The following is a 16,299-nucleotide window of genomic DNA, read 5'->3' on the forward strand; positions in this document are numbered from 1 at the left end:
AAATTGGAATGCTCCTTATTAATGGATTCGTCTTGAATATACAAGGGAAATATCCTGGTCATCAGTTGTTGAACCGTATGCATTTTCCTCTCGCACGAACAAAAATCCTTTCGCCTCATAAAAAGGAATGCCATATTGATTGCCTTTAGCAACAGAAACCCATTGACGATTAGCCCCATAAGTATACCTTTGAATTTTCGTATAGAAGTCAAGTAGTCTTGTGCCGATCCCCATCCCTCTATAATCGGGGTCCATATAGAAGACATAAATCTCACCATCGGACTCGTCCGCCATCCCTCCGCCGATTACACCAAGAATTTTTCCGGCCATTTCTGCTACAAAATACCCATGCCAACTTTTGTCGATTGTTGTGATTTCACGCTCTATACGTTCGACATTGTAATATTTGCCTATTAATTGTTGAATATATGTACCTGAATAAAGGTCCCGATAAGTAAACCATTGGCATTTGGAAAGTAGATGGGATATGGGTTCAGCTTCATTTAGCCTAGCGGATCTGACTAAAATTTCGGTCATTTTAAAACCTCCGTACATTGTAATAATTGACTGACTTTTGTAATCAGAATAAACGCAATTTGTAATATTGCTGTAATACTGTACTGATAATCTATAAATAGACTAAAAGGCGGGGAGTAGAAAACTTGAGAAAACATATTGTGACGATTCTTTTTGCAGTAGTGTTATTGTTCGGCAGTACGACCGAAGGTTTTGCAGCTTCTTCAACGTATACAGTCAAAAATGGTGATACACTATACAAAATTGCAAAGATGCATAATGTCACCGTCAATGAGCTAAAATCATGGAATGGTTTGAAGTCAACGGTTATAAAGCCTAATCAGAAATTGAAAGTTACGAAAACTAATACAAGCAATAAGAAAACACCATCACGGTCTGATGACGACATCGTTTTGAAGGAAATAACTGTTTCTGCGAGTGCCTATACAGCCAATTGTAACGGTTGTTCCGGCATCACTTCAACTGGAATAAATCTTAAGCGAAATCCGGACATAAAAGTGATTGCTGTAGATCCTTCAGTTATCCCGTTAGGAACGAAAGTTTACGTTGAAGGCTATGGTTACGCAATAGCTGGCGATACAGGCGGCTCTATTAAAGGTAATAAAATCGATGTGTTCTTCCCAACAAAAGGCGAAGCATATAAATGGGGAAGAAAAGATGTGAAGATCAAAATACTAAAATAAAAATACAAAGCCGGTTCCTTCATAGATGAGGGAGTCGGCTTTTAATATTTTGTCGGCTTGTACATAGATATGGTGTAAACTATATGGAAAGAAGAGGAATGGGGAGATGGAATGGAGAAAAGAAGATTGATCATGGGGCTGATCCTCATATTAGCAATTGCATTGTATATTTGGATTGCCTATTTTGAAATTCCTAATAAAACGAAAATCGGGGAAGATGAAATCCAACAACAAGATTCACTGAAAGGGGAAGAATGATGAATATTTTTATCATTACAGGCGCATCAAAGGGCATTGGACTTGAGTTGATGTGTCAACTGAAGGAAAAAGGGGAGACAGTGATTGGTATCGCAAGGACCAATTCAGGTCATGAGGGATTTGAGACAGCGGATTTATCAGAAACAAGTGGCTTGGCTGAATTGATGAATCGAATAATTGAAGAAAATCTCCCATCCGCAAACTCATTTACATTGATCAATAACGCTGGAACTGTTGAACCAATTGGATTAATCGGCAGTGTTAACGATGAGGAGTTAGTTAGGGCAATGTCGGTTAATTTGACTGCACCTATGATTTTATCCAATGCATTTATCGGGAGTTTGAAAGGCTTTGAAGGTGAAAAGAGGATTATCAATATTTCGTCTGGTGCAGGTAGGAACCCTTATGAGGGATGGGGTGTGTATTGTACGACGAAAGCGGGACTTGATCATTTTTCACGTGTTGTTTCACTTGAACAGAAGAAGGCACAATTTCCTGTTGATATTGTTTCGATTGCACCAGGAATCATTGATACTGACATGCAGGAAACGATCCGATCAAGCGAAGCGGAGGATTTCCCGTTACTTGATCGCTTTATCGACTACAAGGAACAAGGGCATTTGAGCAGCGCTTCTGAAACAGCAAGCAAACTGATAGCTGTGATGGAGAGAGAAGATTTTAAGGGTATTGGACCGATTGCAGATATACGGCAATTATAAGGATTACTTAGGCACAAACCGTTGATTTCCGCTACAGGCGGACGCTTTCCGCGGGCACGGCTTCAGCCGCTTCCCTCGCTACGCTCAGTCCAGGGTCTTCAGCTCGTGCTGTTCCCGCAGGAGTCGCCGCCTTTCGCTCCAATCAACTATAAAATCCTTCACAATAGGATATTTCTCTCATTTAAACTCCAAATTACTAATCTGTACAACCTCAACAAAATCCCTCACTTTTTCGATTGCGATTAAAAATGGGGGGTTATTTCTTTGATTCAATAGCTCGTAACGAATTACGTGAACGTCTGCCTGGTGCAAGGTTTTGACATATTCAAGCAACGCGTCACGCTCTTCCTTGCCGCCTTCGTGACCATCATAGACAGATATCGTGATGATTCCGCCCTTTTTCAGCATTCCTAAGAGTTTATGGATAGCTGTTATCGTTGAATCCGGTTTCGTTACAATCGTCTTATCATCGGCATAAGGGAGGTAACCAAGGTTGAACATTGCTCCGCCAATTGGTTCATTTACATACTGATCCACATTCGCATGACTATCAAGGATTAATGTCGTTCGCACGGTTAACTCGCCAAGCCTTTCCGCAGTTGCTACAAGGGCCGCCTCTTGAATGTCGAATGCGAAAACCTTTCCTGCCGCTCCGACCTGTTCCGCTAAAAATAAAGTATCATTCCCGTTGCCAGCAGTCGCATCAACAACTGTTTCCCCAGAGAGAACAGTTTCGCTAATCAGTCGCTTGGAAAACGGAAGGACGCGATGTAATCGTATTTTACTCATATGAGTTCAACCAACCTTTCATAAAACTTGCCTTGATAGCTATTACGGCGTTGCAATTCTTTATCGATACCGTTAAGCACATCCCACTTCGTGACGCTCCACATTGGTCCGATCATCAAATCAATCGGTCCGTCCCCGGTAATTCGATGGACGATCATCTCAGGTGGCAGTATTTCCAGTTGATCAACAACAAGGTTGATGTATTCGTCCATTTTTAGAAACTCAAGCATACCTTTTTCATACTGCTTTACCATTGGCGTTCCTTTCAGCAAGTGCAATAAATGGATCTTTATCCCTTGTACATCTAACTTTGAAACTTGTCTCGCAGTTTCCATCATCATGTCATAGTCCTCTAAAGGAAGCCCGTTGATAATATGAGTGCAGACACGTATTCCGTGCTTTCGAAGTTTTTCAACACCTTCTACATAAGTGGAGAAATCATGTGCCCGGTTTACTAATTGTGCAGTTTTTTCATGTACTGTTTGCAGGCCTAATTCAACCCATAAATAGGTCCGCTCATTCAATTCGGCCAAGTATTCAACAACGTCATCGGGCAAACAATCCGGGCGAGTGGCGATTGACATGCCAACAACCCCATCCTGCGCAAGTGCAGCCTCGAATTTCTCTTTTATTACAGGAAGAGGTGCATGGGTGTTTGTGTAGGCCTGGAAATAAGCAAGATACTTTCCATCTTTCCACTTGCGGTGCATTCGGTCTCGGATCTCTGCAAATTGAACCTCAATTGGATCCACCCGATCACCAGCGAAGTCCCCAGACCCCGCAACACTGCAAAAAGTACAGCCCCCGAATGCTACAGTCCCGTCCCGATTTGGACAATCGAAGCCTGCGTCAAGAGCAATTTTAAATACTTTGCAACCAAATTCGTCTTTCAAATGTCGTGACCATGTATGGTAACGTTTCCCTTCTGAAGGAAACGGGTAATTGAAATTCTGCATTGTGTTTCAGCTCCTCAACAGTTGATTGTATCACGATAGTTGGGATTGGTGTCATCTGAATTATAGAACATATTTAGTTTGTCTTGTCTGATAGTAGAAAAAGGAATACACTCGAACTATCCTGCCAAAAGGCCGGATTTTATTTTGCATAAAAATCAGTGGGAAACCAGTCTGATTGGATTCTATATTTATTATTTAGAACGGAGGCAGCAGAAATGCCGAAAAAAGTTTGGCTGCTTGTCATCGGGATGTTTGTCAATGTTATTGGGAACTCATTTCTCTGGCCGCTGAATACAATCTACATGCATGATTATCTTGGTAAATCATTGGCCGTTGCTGGCCTTGTGTTAGCGGCGAACTCGGGCGCAGGGGTTGTGGGAAACTTGCTTGGCGGATATTTATTCGACAAAATTGGAGGTTTCCGATCGATTATTAGTGGGATTGTCATCTCGATCCTTGCACTTGCCTATCTTGTTTATGACCATACTTGGTATCCATATATAATTTTTCTCACTGTTTTAGGGTTTAGTGGCGGTATTATTTTTCCAAGCATGTATGCAATGGTTGGAACTCTCTGGCCGGAGGGTGGTCGAAAAGCATTTAACTCGATTTATCTTGCGCAGAATGTCGGAGTTGCCATTGGTCCTGCTATGGCTGGGTTCATTGCATCTGTTCATATCGACTATATTTTCTCGGCGAATCTCGTATTCTATATCCTCTTTTTAGTCATTGCATACTTCGGATATAAAAGAATGGAAATTGCACCGGAACGCCATACGGATGTAATAAGGGAGACTACTCCAATCAAGTATAAGGCTCCTTTCTATGCACTGCTTATTTTAGTTTCGGGCTATTTTATAACTTGGCTTGTCTACTCGCAATGGTCGACGACAATTTCTACGCATGCATTGTCGATCGGAGTTACACTGCGTGAATACAGTTTTATTTGGACAATCAATGGGCTACTAATTGTCTTAGGGCAACCAATCATCAGACCGCTTATCAAACGTATTGAAAAACAGCTGAAAACACAAATGATCATCGGAACATCTATTTTCTTATTTTCATTTATCGTCGTCAGTTTTGCAGGCTCATTTAAGATGTTCATCGCGTCAATGATCATACTAACATTCGGTGAGATGATTGTATGGCCGGCTATCCCGACGATAGCGAGTCAACTGGCCCCGAAAGGAAAAGATGGATTCTATCAAGGCGTAGTTAACTCTGCCGCAACTATCGGTCGGATGATCGGACCGTTAGCAGGTGGAATCTTAGTAGAGATGCATGGTATGAAAATGATGCTTTTATTGCTCACAAGTCTTATGGCTATTACATTCTTAACGACAATCCTATATGATCGACCTCTAAAGTCATCCAAACAAAAGCCGGAAATCCAATAGAGATTTCCGGCTTTTCAATTACGATCATTGCGTCAATCAAAATTGTTTGATTAAATAGAGATAGGTTAGTAGTAATTATCTAAGTAATTGAAGGGGGAAGCGAAATGAAACCGATTTATTCAACAGCAATGGAAGCGATTTCGCAAATTGAAGATGGTTCAACTTTAATGGTAGGTGGCTTTGGTTTAGTTGGGATTCCCGAACAGCTTATTTTGGCTTTGGTCGAGAAGGGCGTAAAGGATTTGACAATCATATCAAATAACTGTGGCGTAGACGAATGGGGCTTAGGCCTTTTATTAAAAGAAAAGCAGATTAAAAAAATGATCGGTTCATATGTTGGGGAAAATAAGGAATTTGAACGTCAAGTACTTTCCGGTGAAATCGAAGTGGAGCTGACTCCTCAAGGTACGCTTGCTGAAAAGATTCGTGCCGGTGGTGCTGGCATTCCTGCTTTTTACACACCAGCGGGGGTTGGAACAACTGTTGCCGACGGTAAAGAGACAAGAGTTTTTGATGGCAAGGAATATGTCCTTGAAAAAGCGTTGGTGGCCGATTTTGCATTGATTCGTGCAGCGAAGGCGGATAAGCTTGGGAACTTGATCTACAACAAGACGGCACAAAACTTTAATCCGATGATGGCGGCAGCAGGACGTGTGACGATTGCTGAAGTTGAGGAAATTGTAGAAACTGGTCAGATGGACCCTGCAACAATCCACACACCAAGCATCTATGTACAAGGATTATTGCAAGCTGATCAGGAAAAAAGAATTGAGCGGTTAACGACGCGATAAGGAAGGGGATTGTTCACGATGACGACTATAAATTATAGAGAACGAATTGCTAGACGTGCGGAAAAGGAAATTAACGATGGTGACTACGTAAATCTTGGAATCGGCATGCCGACTTTGGTCGCTAACTATATTTCGGATGATAAAACAGTCGTGCTTCAATCGGAAAACGGTCTTCTTGGAATTGGACCATATCCGACCGAGGATGAAGTCGATCCAGATTTAATCAACGCGGGCAAGGAAACGGTTACAACAATCTCTGGATCAGCATTTTTCAATAGCGCAGAGTCATTCGCAATGATCCGTGGAGGCCATGTGGATGTTGCAATCTTAGGGGGCATGGAAGTGTCCGAAAAAGGCGATCTTGCAAACTGGATGATTCCCGGCAAAATGATCAAAGGTATGGGCGGCGCGATGGATCTTGTGCATGGCGCAAAGAAAATCATTGTCATAATGGATCATGTTGCAAAGGACGGATCCGCGAAGATAAAGAAAGAATGCTCACTGCCGTTAACAGGAAAAGGCGTTGTCCATAAAATCATCACGGAACGTGCGTTGATCGATGTAACGCCGGACGGATTGGAACTGAAGGAAGTTTTCGAAGGATTTACGGTCGAAGACGTCATTAACTCGACGGAAGCTGAATTGAAAGTGAATTTGAATTTGAATTAATTTAGAATGCCGAGTCCTCGATAATGGGCTTGGCATTTTTATAGTTGTTGTAAATTGGAACATTTTCGGGTACACTACAATAAACTGAATTCAAATAGCGTTGGCAATGAAGAGGAATTAGTAATCGGTACGGTCGGTCAAAGAGAGCAGGCGGTTGGTGCGAGCCTGTACGACTACGATGAACTCGCCTATGAGCCTGTATCGGTGAACGAATAGTAACCGGTGCCGTTTTCCGCGTTAAGGAAACAAGTTGGGCGGCATTGCCGTCAATTTGGGTGGCACCGCGGGAGTATACATACCTCTCGTCCCTTATCGTTAAGGGACGGGAGTTTTTTTATTTCCGCAAACAAACGCGATTTGAATATTAAGGGAAGGAATGAAACCAAATGAGTTACAAACATGTACAGATCGAGAAGAAGTGGCAACAATATTGGAAAGACAATAAGACCTACAAAATGGTCGACGATGAAACAAAACCGAAATTCTATGCGCTTGATATGTTCCCATATCCGTCCGGTGCTGGGCTTCACGTTGGCCATCCACTTGGCTATATTGCTACGGATATTTTGAGCTCATTCAAACGAAAGCAAGGCTATAATGTCCTTCACCCAATGGGATGGGACGCTTTCGGTCTCCCGGCTGAACAATATGCGATTGACACGGGTAATGACCCTGCTGAATTCACGGCGAAAAACATTGCAACATTCAAACGCCAAATGAATGATCTTGGTTTCTCCTATGACTGGGATCGTGAAGTGAATACGACAGATCCTAAGTATTACAAATGGACGCAATGGATTTTCATCCAACTGTATAAAAAAGGCTTGGCGTATATCGATGAAGTGCCTGTCAACTGGTGCCCGGCTCTTGGAACAGTACTTGCGAATGAAGAAGTAATTGACGGGAAATCAGAACGTGGTGGTCACCCGGTTGAGCGTCGTCCAATGCGCCAATGGGTATTGCGTATTACGGAATATGCGGACCGTTTGCTTGAGGATTTGGATGATCTTGACTGGCCAGATAGCTTGAAAGATATGCAACGGAACTGGATTGGCCGCTCTGAAGGTGCGCAATTGACGTTTGAAATTGACGGAACAGATCTTTCATTCGAAGCTTTCACAACTCGACCAGACACGATTTTCGGTGCGACATATGCTGTCCTTGCTCCTGAGCATAAGCTTGTTGAACAAATCACGACTGCTGAACAAAAAGATGCGGTTGACGCTTACTTGGATAAAGTGAAAACGAAGAGTGACTTGGAACGTACAGATCTTGCGAAAGAAAAGACAGGCGTATTCACAGGCTCTTACGCGATCAACCCTGCAAGCGGCGAGAAGATGCCGATCTGGATTGCCGATTATGTCCTTGCAACGTACGGAACTGGTGCAATCATGGCGGTTCCCGCACATGATGAGCGGGATTACGAATTTGCTGTTGAATTCAAATTGCCGATCGTGGAAGTCGTTGCTGGCGGCGATATTACAAAAGAAGCGTATGTTGGCGATGGAGAACATATCAATTCCGATTTCTTGGACGGTCTTGGAAAAGATGAAGCGATTGAAAAGGCGATTGCCTGGTTCGTTGAAAACGGCAAGGGTGAAAAGAAAATCACTTACCGTCTTCGCGATTGGTTATTCTCGAGACAACGTTATTGGGGCGAGCCAATTCCAATTATCCATTGGGAAGATGGTTCAATGACAACAGTCGATGAATCTGAATTGCCATTGATGTTGCCGAAAACGGATAACATCAAGCCAAGTGGAACTGGTGAATCACCACTTGCGAACATTGAAGAGTGGGTCAATGTTGTTGATCCTGTGACAGGCATGAAAGGCCGCCGTGAAACGAACACGATGCCGCAATGGGCGGGAAGCTGCTGGTACTACTTGCGCTATATCGATCCGGATAACGATGAAATGCTGATTGATCCGAAACTGGCGGAACGCTGGTTGCCGGTCGACATTTACGTCGGCGGAGCGGAACATGCGGTACTTCACCTTCTATATGCACGCTTCTGGCATAAAGTTCTATACGATATCGGCGTTGTTTCAACGAAAGAGCCTTTCCAAAAGCTCTTCAACCAAGGAATGATCCTTGGAGAAGGACATGTGAAAATGTCCAAGTCACTTGGAAATGTCATCAATCCTGACGACATCGTACATTCTCATGGTGCAGACACACTTCGCCTTTACGAAATGTTCATGGGCCCTCTTGACGCTTCGAAAGAGTGGTCAACGAATGGTCTTGACGGAGCTCGCCGTTTCTTGGATCGCATCTGGCGTCTATTCGTCAACGAAGATGGAACGCTAAGCTCGAAAATTGGTGGAAATTCGGGTGGTGCACTTGAAAAGGTCTATCACCAAACTGTGAAGAAAGTAACTGAAGACTATGAAGGAATGCGCAATAACACTGCGATTTCGCAAATGATGGTGTTCATCAATGAAGGGTATAAAGTCGACTCGATTCCTAAAGAATTCGTTGAAGGCTTTGTAATCATGATTTCACCAATTACTCCGCATCTTGCAGAAGAGCTTTGGGAGAAGTTAGGTCATAGCGAATCGATTTCCTACGTTGCATGGCCGTCCTTCGATGAATCAAAACTATTTGATGACACAGTGGAAATTGCTGTACAAATCAACGGTAAAGTCCGTGCGAAAATTAACGTCGCAAAATACATTACGAAGGAAGATCTTGAAAAGGTCGCACTTGCGGACGATCAAGTGAAGCAATGGATCGATGGGAAGGAATTAAAGAAGGTAATTGCAATTCCAGGAAGATTGGTTAATATTGTAGCTGTTTAATAAATGAAAAATCCACGGAAAAGAGTAAATTCTTTTTCCGTGGATTTTTTTGTTGGATTCTTATTGGAGTATATTCTTGTAGCGCTCAAGAATCGTCATGTCGCGCTCAAGAATTGGATTCCGCGCTCAACAACCTGCCGTCTACATGACAAACTCATTCCCTCGCAAACTCCCCGGCATTCATCCCCGCAATCCGTCCAGTTACAAGCGCGGAAGTGATATTATAACCGCCCGTATACCCATGAATATCCAATATCTCGCCGCAGAAAAAAAGTCCGGCCTTTTTCCGCGACGCCATCGTCTTCGGTTCGATCTCCTTCGTGGAAATCCCACCGCCAGTAACAAACGCTTTTTCAATCGGCTGCGTACCGTTCACCGTCATAGGAAAACCTTTCAACAAGCCAGCTAACTTACGGATTTTTTCATTAGAAATCCCCGCGCCGGTATCGGCAGCGTCAATTTCCGCTCGATCGAATAAAAACAGTAGCCATCGCTCAGGTGCGATTCCCTTCAAACTATTCTTCACCGCTTTCTTCGGATCCTCTTTCAACATACCTGAAATCATCTGGAATGCCTTTTCTTCATTCATCGATGGCATTGAATCAATCCGCATCTCAACAGGCTTACCGCCGTTTTTCATCTGCTCCTTAACGACAAACTGGCTGCATCGTAAAATCGCAGGACCGCTCAATCCGAAATGAGTGAACAACATGTCCATTTGATGTGTAACCAATGTTTTCCCTTTTGCATTCAATACGGATACAGCAACATCACGCAATGCAAGTCCCTGTAATTCTTTTGATTGGATAAACGATTCACCTGACAGTAGAGGAACTTCTGTCGGATACAATTCAGTAACAGTATGACCAGCTTTTTCAGCCCACGGGTATCCATCCCCTGTGCTTCCGGTTTGCGGGACTGCTTTACCGCCAACAGCAACGACAACCGCATTCGCGCGGATTTCTTCGCCATCTTCAAGTCGTACCCCTAAGATCTTTTCATCATCCATTAGCAATTTCTTGACACGTGTCGTTAAACGAATCTCGACATTCAGGCGATCCATCTCACCAAGCAATGCATTCACGACATCCTTAGCATTATTTGAAACAGGGAACATCCTGCCATGATCTTCCTCTTTCAATGGCACACCAAGGCCTTCAAAAAAGGCAATAATATCTTCATTATTGAAGACAGAGAACGGGCCATATAAAAACCTCCCGTTGCCTGGGATGTTCTTTACGATTTCTTCCAATGGCAAACGGTTGGTTACATTGCACCGTCCGCCCCCTGAAATGGATAATTTATTGCCAAGTTTTTTTCCTTTATCTATAAGGAGGACTTTGCCTCCCTTTTCAGCTGCAGCGATGGAGGCCATTAACCCTGAGGGACCCCCGCCGATGATTATAACGTCATACATAGATGGAACCACACTTTCAGTTTTTCTCCATTATACATGAAGTGTCCAATAATCATTGTGAAAAGTGTCTGCTGGGGGTAAACTTGTAGGTAGCTTTGTCAAGTAGTTCTTAAGATTGGAAGGATCAACTATGTCATCAAATCTTGTAAAAGGCACGGCCATTTTAACAATCGGGCTCTTTTTATCGAAGGCGCTCGGTCTTTTATACGTCATTCCGTTTTATGCGATTGTCGGGAAAGAGAATATCGGTTTGTATCAATACGCGTACATTCCCTATAACTTGGCTTTGGCGATTGCCATTTCGGGTGCTCCTCTTGCCATTTCAAAGTTTGTTTCGAAATATAATGCGATGGGTGATTATGCAACCGGTCGGAAGTTAATGAAGTCTGGGATGCTTGTCATGACAATATCCGGTATGTTGTCGTTCTTAGTCTTGTTTTTCATGGCAGAACCAATTGCAAAACTTGTTATTCGTGACAATGAACAAATTTTCACGATAGATGAGATTAAATCAGTTATCCAGTGGGTCAGCTATGCATTGCTTGCTGTTCCGCTTATGAGTATTGTCAGGGGTTATTTACAGGGTAATCAGAAGTTTGAACCAACCTCCGTCTCCCAGCTTGTTGAGCAAATTATCCGGATTTTGGTTGTGTTGATTGGATCTTATCTCGTAGTGAACGTACTTGATTTATCTCCACGAATTGCGGTGAAATTCGCTGTATTTGCGGCATTTATCGGGGCACTGGCGGGTTTGATTGTACTGTATAAATATTGGTTGAAATACAAGCCTGAGTTTACAACTTTATATGAAAGCAGTCCACCTGCTAGTAATATTTCATTCCTCGACATGTATAAGGAAGTAATCGGGTATACGATTCCATTTGTCCTAGTTGGTGTTATCAATCCTCTTTACCAATTCGTGGATATGATTACATTCAACGGAGCTATGATATCAATTGGCCTTTCAACCGTTACGGATGAAATATTAACGATGCTCAACTTCCTTACACATAAAGTTGTTATGATCCCTGTTATGGTTGCAACAGGTTTTTCAATGGCTCTTATTCCTGTTATCACAGGTTATTACACAAAGAACGACCAGAAAGGACTCACTCGATCTCTTGATCAAACCTATCAGATCATGCTGTTTTTGACGATTCCAATGGTTTTAGGACTGATTGTCCTTTCTGATGAATTTTATACGTTCCTTTACAGCAAGGATGCTGTCGGCTCAGCAGTTTTGTCTGCATATGCGCCAGTTGCAATCCTGTTTGGCTTATTCACCGTGACTGCAGCCATCCTTCAAGGGATCGATAAGCATAAATGGATTGTCTTCACTTCGTTGACTGGTTTATTGGTTAAAATGGTTTTAAATATCCCTCTTATCAAGCTTTTCGAAGTGAACGGTGCGATAGCAGCAACGGCAATCGGATATGGGGTAGCTGTTATAATCAATCTTGTGGTTATCTCGAAGGTCCTGAATTACCACTCGAGAATGGTGTTCAGACGATTGATCCTTATCGGGATTTTTAACGTCATCATGCTTGTTGCGGTTAACTTCACATTAAAAGGCTTGCTTGCTATCAGTCCTGTCGGCGGCAAGATGCAAGCATTGCTCTATGTCTTGATTTGTGCGTTTGTTGGAGCTGTAGTATATGGAGCTCTGTCTCTGAAATCAGGTCTTGCACAGAAATTATTTGGCGATAAATTAACTAAAATTACAAAGAAGCTTGGTTTTGGAGGATAAAAAATGCGTTTAGATAAATTACTGGCGAATATGGGATTTGGATCACGAAAAGAGGTACGCCAGCTATTGAAGAAAGGTGCCATACAGGTGAATAGTGTACCGGTAAAGGATCCAGCACTACACGTTGATCCTGAAGCGGATGAAGTAACAATTCTTGGTGAACGGGTCATTTACAGGGAATTCATCTACTTGATGTTGCACAAACCACAAGGTGTCATTTCAGCAACTGAGGATAATCGAGATCGAACTGTTATTGATTTGTTAGATGATGAATACCGGCATTTCGAGCCATTCCCGGTTGGCAGACTTGATAAGGATACTGAAGGTCTTTTACTGATTACTAATGATGGAAAGCTTGCGCATGAATTATTATCACCGAAGAAGGAAGTTCCGAAAACGTATTTTGCTCATATTGATGGTGTTGTCACTGATGAAGATATCGAAAGGTTTGCGGAGGGGGTTACACTCGATGACGGGTATTTCACCAAACCAGGAAAGCTCCGGATATTAAAATCTGCCGATATCTCCGAAATTGAACTGACGATTACGGAAGGGAAATTCCATCAAGTCAAGCGGATGTTCGAGGCTGTAGGTAAGCGGGTCATCTATTTGAAACGACTTACTATGGGTACTTTGAAGTTGGACGATGGATTGAAGTTAGGGGAATATCGGGAATTGACTGCAGATGAATTGGCTCTGCTTCAAAATGAAAAAGCTGAACTGGATTGACAGTTCAGCTTTTTCATATCCTAAAAAAGTGCAAGTGATATCGTCAGGGTAATTTAACTTTTTTCTGAGTTGTTGTCCATTTACCGCGGGTTGGGCTTGTAATGAGTTCATTATACTCAAGAACGTTCAAATCCCGTTGTGCGGTACGGTTTGTGATGCCGAATTCTTCTACTACGTTTTCGGTTGTAACGATGCCCCGGTCAAGGATGTACAAATAGACGTCCTTAATACGGATAAGCATACGATCAGTAGCGGTATTCAACTGTGGAACCACTCCTTCATCTTCATTTTCCAAATCTATGGGCATGAGACTATTGAATGTTACCTATGCAAGTTGAAATTGGCCCCTGACAATGCACTCCTTTCAGCAGAACGCTGTGTCGGATGAATCCGATAATACAATTATAACTTATTTTAAACAATAGTAAAAGAATTTTTTGTTAATTCAATGTAAATATTGCTTGGTACTTTATTTTCTGAGCTGAACATGTGAAAATAAGAATGGAGAAAGAGGGTGTTTGGAATGGTAAATTGGAATGAAAAAGCATTGGGTAAACAAGATTTTGTAATTAATGATTTAAAGCAATTGGTTTCAATCCCTTCCGTCCTTGATGAAAGCTTGTCTACAGAGGATGCGCCGTTTGGTCCTGAACCGAAGCGGGCGCTGGACTGGCTTTTGGAAGAAGGTAGGAAAGCAGGTTTTACCGTCAAAAATATCGATAACATGGCAGGGCATATCGAAATGGGCGAGGGCGATGAACTATTAGGAATCCTTTGCCACGTTGATGTGGTACCGGCCGGAAGTAACTGGACGTATGGACCGTTCGAAGGTACTGTCAAGGATGGGAAGTTATTTGGGCGTGGTGCAATCGATGATAAAGGCCCGACAATTGCAGCTTGGCATGCCATGAAAATGGTGAAAGAGGCAGGGATCCCTCTGAATAAACGGGTACGACTCATTATTGGCACTGACGAAGAAAGCGGATTCCGTTGTGTAAGACGCTATTTTGAAAAAGAGGAGATGCCGACAATCGGTTTTGCTCCGGATGCGGATTTCCCGATCATCAATGCGGAAAAGGGAATTTCATCATTGGTCTTTTCTCAAAAAACGAATACGCCGGATGGACAATTGCTTGCCTTCGAATCAGGAAGTCGGACGAATATGGTTCCAGACGTTGCTCAAGCTGTCATCGGTATTGGATACTCAGAAATAAAAGACCGTTTTGAAAGTTTTTTGGATCGTTATGATTACGGAGCTTCGACTACAGGAAACGAAAATGAGACAACCATACGTGTCAACGGAAAATCCGCGCATGCGATGGAGCCCAACAACGGTGTGAATGCTGCGATTGTCCTTGTATCCTTCTTGAATGAAATTTTCACAGAAGGTGCATCAAAGGATTTTACACAATTCCTTGTGGATGCATTTGGAAATGAAACGCGTGGACGTTACCTTGGCCTTGATTTTAACGATGAAATTTCGGGTGATACGACTTTGAATGCTGGCATCGTCTCTTATACTCCTGAAGAAGGAGGACGGGTTAATGTAAGCATGCGGTATTCGGTTACGTATCCGTTTGAAGAGAAAGTTAGTAATTGCAATGAACGGTTAAAGGATGCACCTTTTGAATTAGAGGTCAAATCCAATTCGAAACCGCATCATGTGGATGCAAATGATCCGTTCATTAAAACTTTGCAGGATGTTTATACGACTTATACTGGTGAAGAGGCGGAGCTTTTATCAATCGGTGGCGGTACGTACGCCCGTGTGTTAGATAAAGGAGTCGCTTTCGGAATGCTTTTCCCGGGTAGGGATGATGTCGCCCACCAAGCGGACGAATATGTATATATAGAGGACCTTATAAAAGCGACAGCTATTTACGCGGCGGCAATTAGCCGTTTAGCGTCAGATGAGGAAGGGGAAAGTTGATGATACACTTTATTGACGGGCAGTTTTTAGCAAAGGATAGTTTAACTATTTCTATTGATGACAGAGGTTATTATTTCGGAGATGGTGTTTACGAAGTCGTAAAAGTATATGATGGTGAGTTATATACGGCAGAAGAACATTTTGAGCGCCTGTCTCAAAGTGCAACAAAAGTTAAAATGACCATCCCTTATTCAGAACAGCAGTTAATCGATATTGCCAAGGAATTAGTTAAAGTAAATGGAATCGTGACAGGACATATTTATATGCAAGTGACCCGCGGTGTTTCTTCAAGGGTCCATCAGTTCCCGAACCCTGAAGTTGCTCCGGTAGTAACGGCGTATGCAGTTCATAATCAAAGGCCCATGAAAACTATCGAAAACGGAGTAGGGACAATATTTGTTGACGATATAAGATGGCTCCGTTGTGACATAAAAAGTTTGAACTTGTTGGGGAGTGTCCTTGCGAAGCAAGAAGCTTTTGAGGCGAACTGCGCGGAAGCGATTCTCGTCCGTGACGGAATAGTGACGGAAGGGTCTTCAACCAATATGTTTGGTATCAAAGATGGTATTGTTTACACACATCCTGCTTCGAATCTCATTTTAAATGGGATTACGCGCCGGGTTGTATTAAGACTATGCGAAGAAAATGGAATACCTGTCGAAGAGAAAGCATTTGCCCCCGAGGAAGCTCTCGCGATGGATGAATTTTTCATGACTTCAACGACAGCCGAAGTTACCCCAGTTATCACGATTGATGGAAAAGCGATAGGGTCCGGCGTCCCTGGGCCGTTAACGAAGAAATTGCAGGAGGCTTTTGCTCGTCAGATTCCTGTTTCTGTAGCAGGAGAATGATAATTGTTGATTGATTGGAGTT

16 protein-coding genes and 1 other annotated feature are annotated in these 16,299 nt (G+C 42.8%); of the genes, 11 read left to right on the forward strand and 5 right to left on the reverse strand.

Annotation, left to right across the window (positions count from 1 at the left end; all coding sequences use genetic code 11):
• Positions 1-18: 18 nt before the first annotated feature.
• Positions 19-537: a GNAT family N-acetyltransferase gene (locus P5G49_RS05650; RefSeq protein WP_301242506.1), complete on the reverse strand. Its 519-nt coding sequence runs from the start codon at positions 535-537 to the stop codon at positions 19-21.
• A gap of 125 nt (positions 538-662) precedes the next feature.
• Here P5G49_RS05650 and P5G49_RS05655 point away from each other — a divergent pair, with 125 nt between their 5' ends.
• The 3 genes from P5G49_RS05655 to P5G49_RS05665 all read left to right on the forward strand — a co-directional run bounded on the left by P5G49_RS05655 (position 663) and on the right by P5G49_RS05665 (position 2,197).
• A complete protein-coding gene (locus P5G49_RS05655; protein ID WP_301242507.1) occupies positions 663-1,220 on the forward strand; it encodes a 3D domain-containing protein in 558 nt (185 codons plus the stop codon).
• 111 nt (positions 1,221-1,331) lie between these two features.
• Positions 1,332-1,478 (forward strand): hypothetical protein, encoded by a 147-nt coding sequence (locus tag P5G49_RS05660; RefSeq protein WP_301242508.1) that lies wholly within the window; start codon positions 1,332-1,334, stop codon positions 1,476-1,478.
• A complete protein-coding gene (locus P5G49_RS05665; protein WP_301242509.1) occupies positions 1,478-2,197 on the forward strand; it encodes an SDR family NAD(P)-dependent oxidoreductase in 720 nt (239 codons plus the stop codon). The genes P5G49_RS05660 and P5G49_RS05665 overlap by 1 nt, the downstream gene beginning before the upstream one ends.
• Before the next feature lie 177 nt (positions 2,198-2,374).
• Here the strand turns inward: P5G49_RS05665 and mnmM are convergent, their stop codons facing one another.
• Together mnmM and mnmL are read right to left on the reverse strand one after the other, a co-directional pair.
• On the reverse strand, positions 2,375-2,986 hold the full coding sequence (gene mnmM, locus P5G49_RS05670; protein WP_301242510.1) for a tRNA 5-(aminomethyl)-2-thiouridylate-methyltransferase MnmM: 612 nt from the start codon (positions 2,984-2,986) through the stop codon (positions 2,375-2,377).
• Complete coding sequence (gene mnmL / locus P5G49_RS05675; RefSeq protein WP_301242511.1) at positions 2,983-3,942, reverse strand: tRNA modification radical SAM protein MnmL/YtqA; 960 nt, start codon at positions 3,940-3,942, stop codon at positions 2,983-2,985. Before mnmL ends, mnmM begins: the two co-directional genes overlap by 4 nt.
• 215 nt (positions 3,943-4,157) lie before the next feature.
• Between mnmL and P5G49_RS05680 the strand changes: the two genes are divergently transcribed.
• The 4 genes from P5G49_RS05680 to leuS all read left to right on the forward strand — a co-directional run bounded on the left by P5G49_RS05680 (position 4,158) and on the right by leuS (position 9,603).
• Positions 4,158-5,342, forward strand: coding sequence for an MDR family MFS transporter (locus P5G49_RS05680; RefSeq protein WP_301242512.1), 1,185 nt, complete (start codon positions 4,158-4,160; stop codon positions 5,340-5,342).
• A 104-nt stretch (positions 5,343-5,446) separates the two neighbouring features.
• On the forward strand, positions 5,447-6,133 hold the full coding sequence (locus P5G49_RS05685; RefSeq protein ID WP_301242513.1) for a CoA transferase subunit A: 687 nt from the start codon (positions 5,447-5,449) through the stop codon (positions 6,131-6,133).
• Positions 6,134-6,151: 18 nt separating this feature from the next.
• Positions 6,152-6,802 (forward strand): 3-oxoacid CoA-transferase subunit B, encoded by a 651-nt coding sequence (locus P5G49_RS05690; protein ID WP_301242514.1) that lies wholly within the window; start codon positions 6,152-6,154, stop codon positions 6,800-6,802.
• Positions 6,803-6,899: 97 nt separating this feature from the next.
• Positions 6,900-7,115: a binding site (T-box leader), on the forward strand.
• 73 nt (positions 7,116-7,188) lie between these two features.
• The gene (gene leuS / locus P5G49_RS05695; protein ID WP_301242515.1) at positions 7,189-9,603 is read left to right on the forward strand and encodes a leucine--tRNA ligase; all 2,415 of its coding nucleotides are present in this window, start codon (positions 7,189-7,191) and stop codon (positions 9,601-9,603) included.
• Positions 9,604-9,757: 154 nt separating this feature from the next.
• Here leuS and P5G49_RS05700 read toward each other — a convergent pair whose 3' ends face one another.
• Positions 9,758-11,020: a BaiN/RdsA family NAD(P)/FAD-dependent oxidoreductase gene (locus P5G49_RS05700; RefSeq protein ID WP_301242516.1), complete on the reverse strand. Its 1,263-nt coding sequence runs from the start codon at positions 11,018-11,020 to the stop codon at positions 9,758-9,760.
• A gap of 130 nt (positions 11,021-11,150) precedes the next feature.
• On the opposite strand from P5G49_RS05700, the gene P5G49_RS05705 reads away from it, so the two are divergent.
• Together P5G49_RS05705 and P5G49_RS05710 are read left to right on the forward strand one after the other, a co-directional pair.
• The gene (locus P5G49_RS05705; protein WP_301242517.1) at positions 11,151-12,767 is read left to right on the forward strand and encodes a putative polysaccharide biosynthesis protein; all 1,617 of its coding nucleotides are present in this window, start codon (positions 11,151-11,153) and stop codon (positions 12,765-12,767) included.
• A 3-nt stretch (positions 12,768-12,770) separates the two neighbouring features.
• A complete protein-coding gene (locus P5G49_RS05710; RefSeq protein ID WP_301242518.1) occupies positions 12,771-13,496 on the forward strand; it encodes a pseudouridine synthase in 726 nt (241 codons plus the stop codon).
• Between the two features lie 43 nt (positions 13,497-13,539).
• Here the strand turns inward: P5G49_RS05710 and P5G49_RS05715 are convergent, their stop codons facing one another.
• The gene (locus P5G49_RS05715; protein WP_301242519.1) at positions 13,540-13,758 is read right to left on the reverse strand and encodes a DeoR family transcriptional regulator; all 219 of its coding nucleotides are present in this window, start codon (positions 13,756-13,758) and stop codon (positions 13,540-13,542) included.
• Between the two features lie 261 nt (positions 13,759-14,019).
• On the opposite strand from P5G49_RS05715, the gene pepV reads away from it, so the two are divergent.
• Positions 14,020-15,426, forward strand: coding sequence for a dipeptidase PepV (gene pepV, locus P5G49_RS05720; RefSeq protein WP_301242520.1), 1,407 nt, complete (start codon positions 14,020-14,022; stop codon positions 15,424-15,426).
• On the forward strand, positions 15,426-16,277 hold the full coding sequence (gene dat / locus P5G49_RS05725) for a D-amino-acid transaminase (protein ID WP_301242521.1): 852 nt from the start codon (positions 15,426-15,428) through the stop codon (positions 16,275-16,277). The genes pepV and dat overlap by 1 nt, the downstream gene beginning before the upstream one ends.
• Positions 16,278-16,299 lie beyond the last annotated feature (22 nt).

Origin of the sequence: Sporosarcina highlanderae (genome assembly GCF_030433715.1) — a bacterium.
GTDB classification, from domain to species: Bacteria; Bacillota; Bacilli; order Bacillales_A; family Planococcaceae; genus Sporosarcina; species Sporosarcina highlanderae.

Coding starts and splice junctions, on each gene's coding strand:
- dat (WP_301242521.1), top strand. CDS start 15,426: ATGATACACTTTATTGACGGGCAGTTTTTAGCAAAGGATAGTTTAACT.
- P5G49_RS05700 (WP_301242516.1), bottom strand. CDS start 11,020: ATGTATGACGTTATAATCATCGGCGGGGGTCCCTCAGGGTTAATGGCC.
- P5G49_RS05690 (WP_301242514.1), top strand. CDS start 6,152: ATGACGACTATAAATTATAGAGAACGAATTGCTAGACGTGCGGAAAAG.
- P5G49_RS05680 (WP_301242512.1), top strand. CDS start 4,158: ATGCCGAAAAAAGTTTGGCTGCTTGTCATCGGGATGTTTGTCAATGTT.
- leuS (WP_301242515.1), top strand. CDS start 7,189: ATGAGTTACAAACATGTACAGATCGAGAAGAAGTGGCAACAATATTGG.
- pepV (WP_301242520.1), top strand. CDS start 14,020: ATGGTAAATTGGAATGAAAAAGCATTGGGTAAACAAGATTTTGTAATT.
- mnmL (WP_301242511.1), bottom strand. CDS start 3,942: ATGCAGAATTTCAATTACCCGTTTCCTTCAGAAGGGAAACGTTACCAT.
- mnmM (WP_301242510.1), bottom strand. CDS start 2,986: ATGAGTAAAATACGATTACATCGCGTCCTTCCGTTTTCCAAGCGACTG.
- P5G49_RS05705 (WP_301242517.1), top strand. CDS start 11,151: ATGTCATCAAATCTTGTAAAAGGCACGGCCATTTTAACAATCGGGCTC.
- P5G49_RS05665 (WP_301242509.1), top strand. CDS start 1,478: ATGAATATTTTTATCATTACAGGCGCATCAAAGGGCATTGGACTTGAG.
- P5G49_RS05660 (WP_301242508.1), top strand. CDS start 1,332: ATGGAGAAAAGAAGATTGATCATGGGGCTGATCCTCATATTAGCAATT.
- P5G49_RS05710 (WP_301242518.1), top strand. CDS start 12,771: ATGCGTTTAGATAAATTACTGGCGAATATGGGATTTGGATCACGAAAA.
- P5G49_RS05685 (WP_301242513.1), top strand. CDS start 5,447: ATGAAACCGATTTATTCAACAGCAATGGAAGCGATTTCGCAAATTGAA.
- P5G49_RS05650 (WP_301242506.1), bottom strand. CDS start 537: ATGACCGAAATTTTAGTCAGATCCGCTAGGCTAAATGAAGCTGAACCC.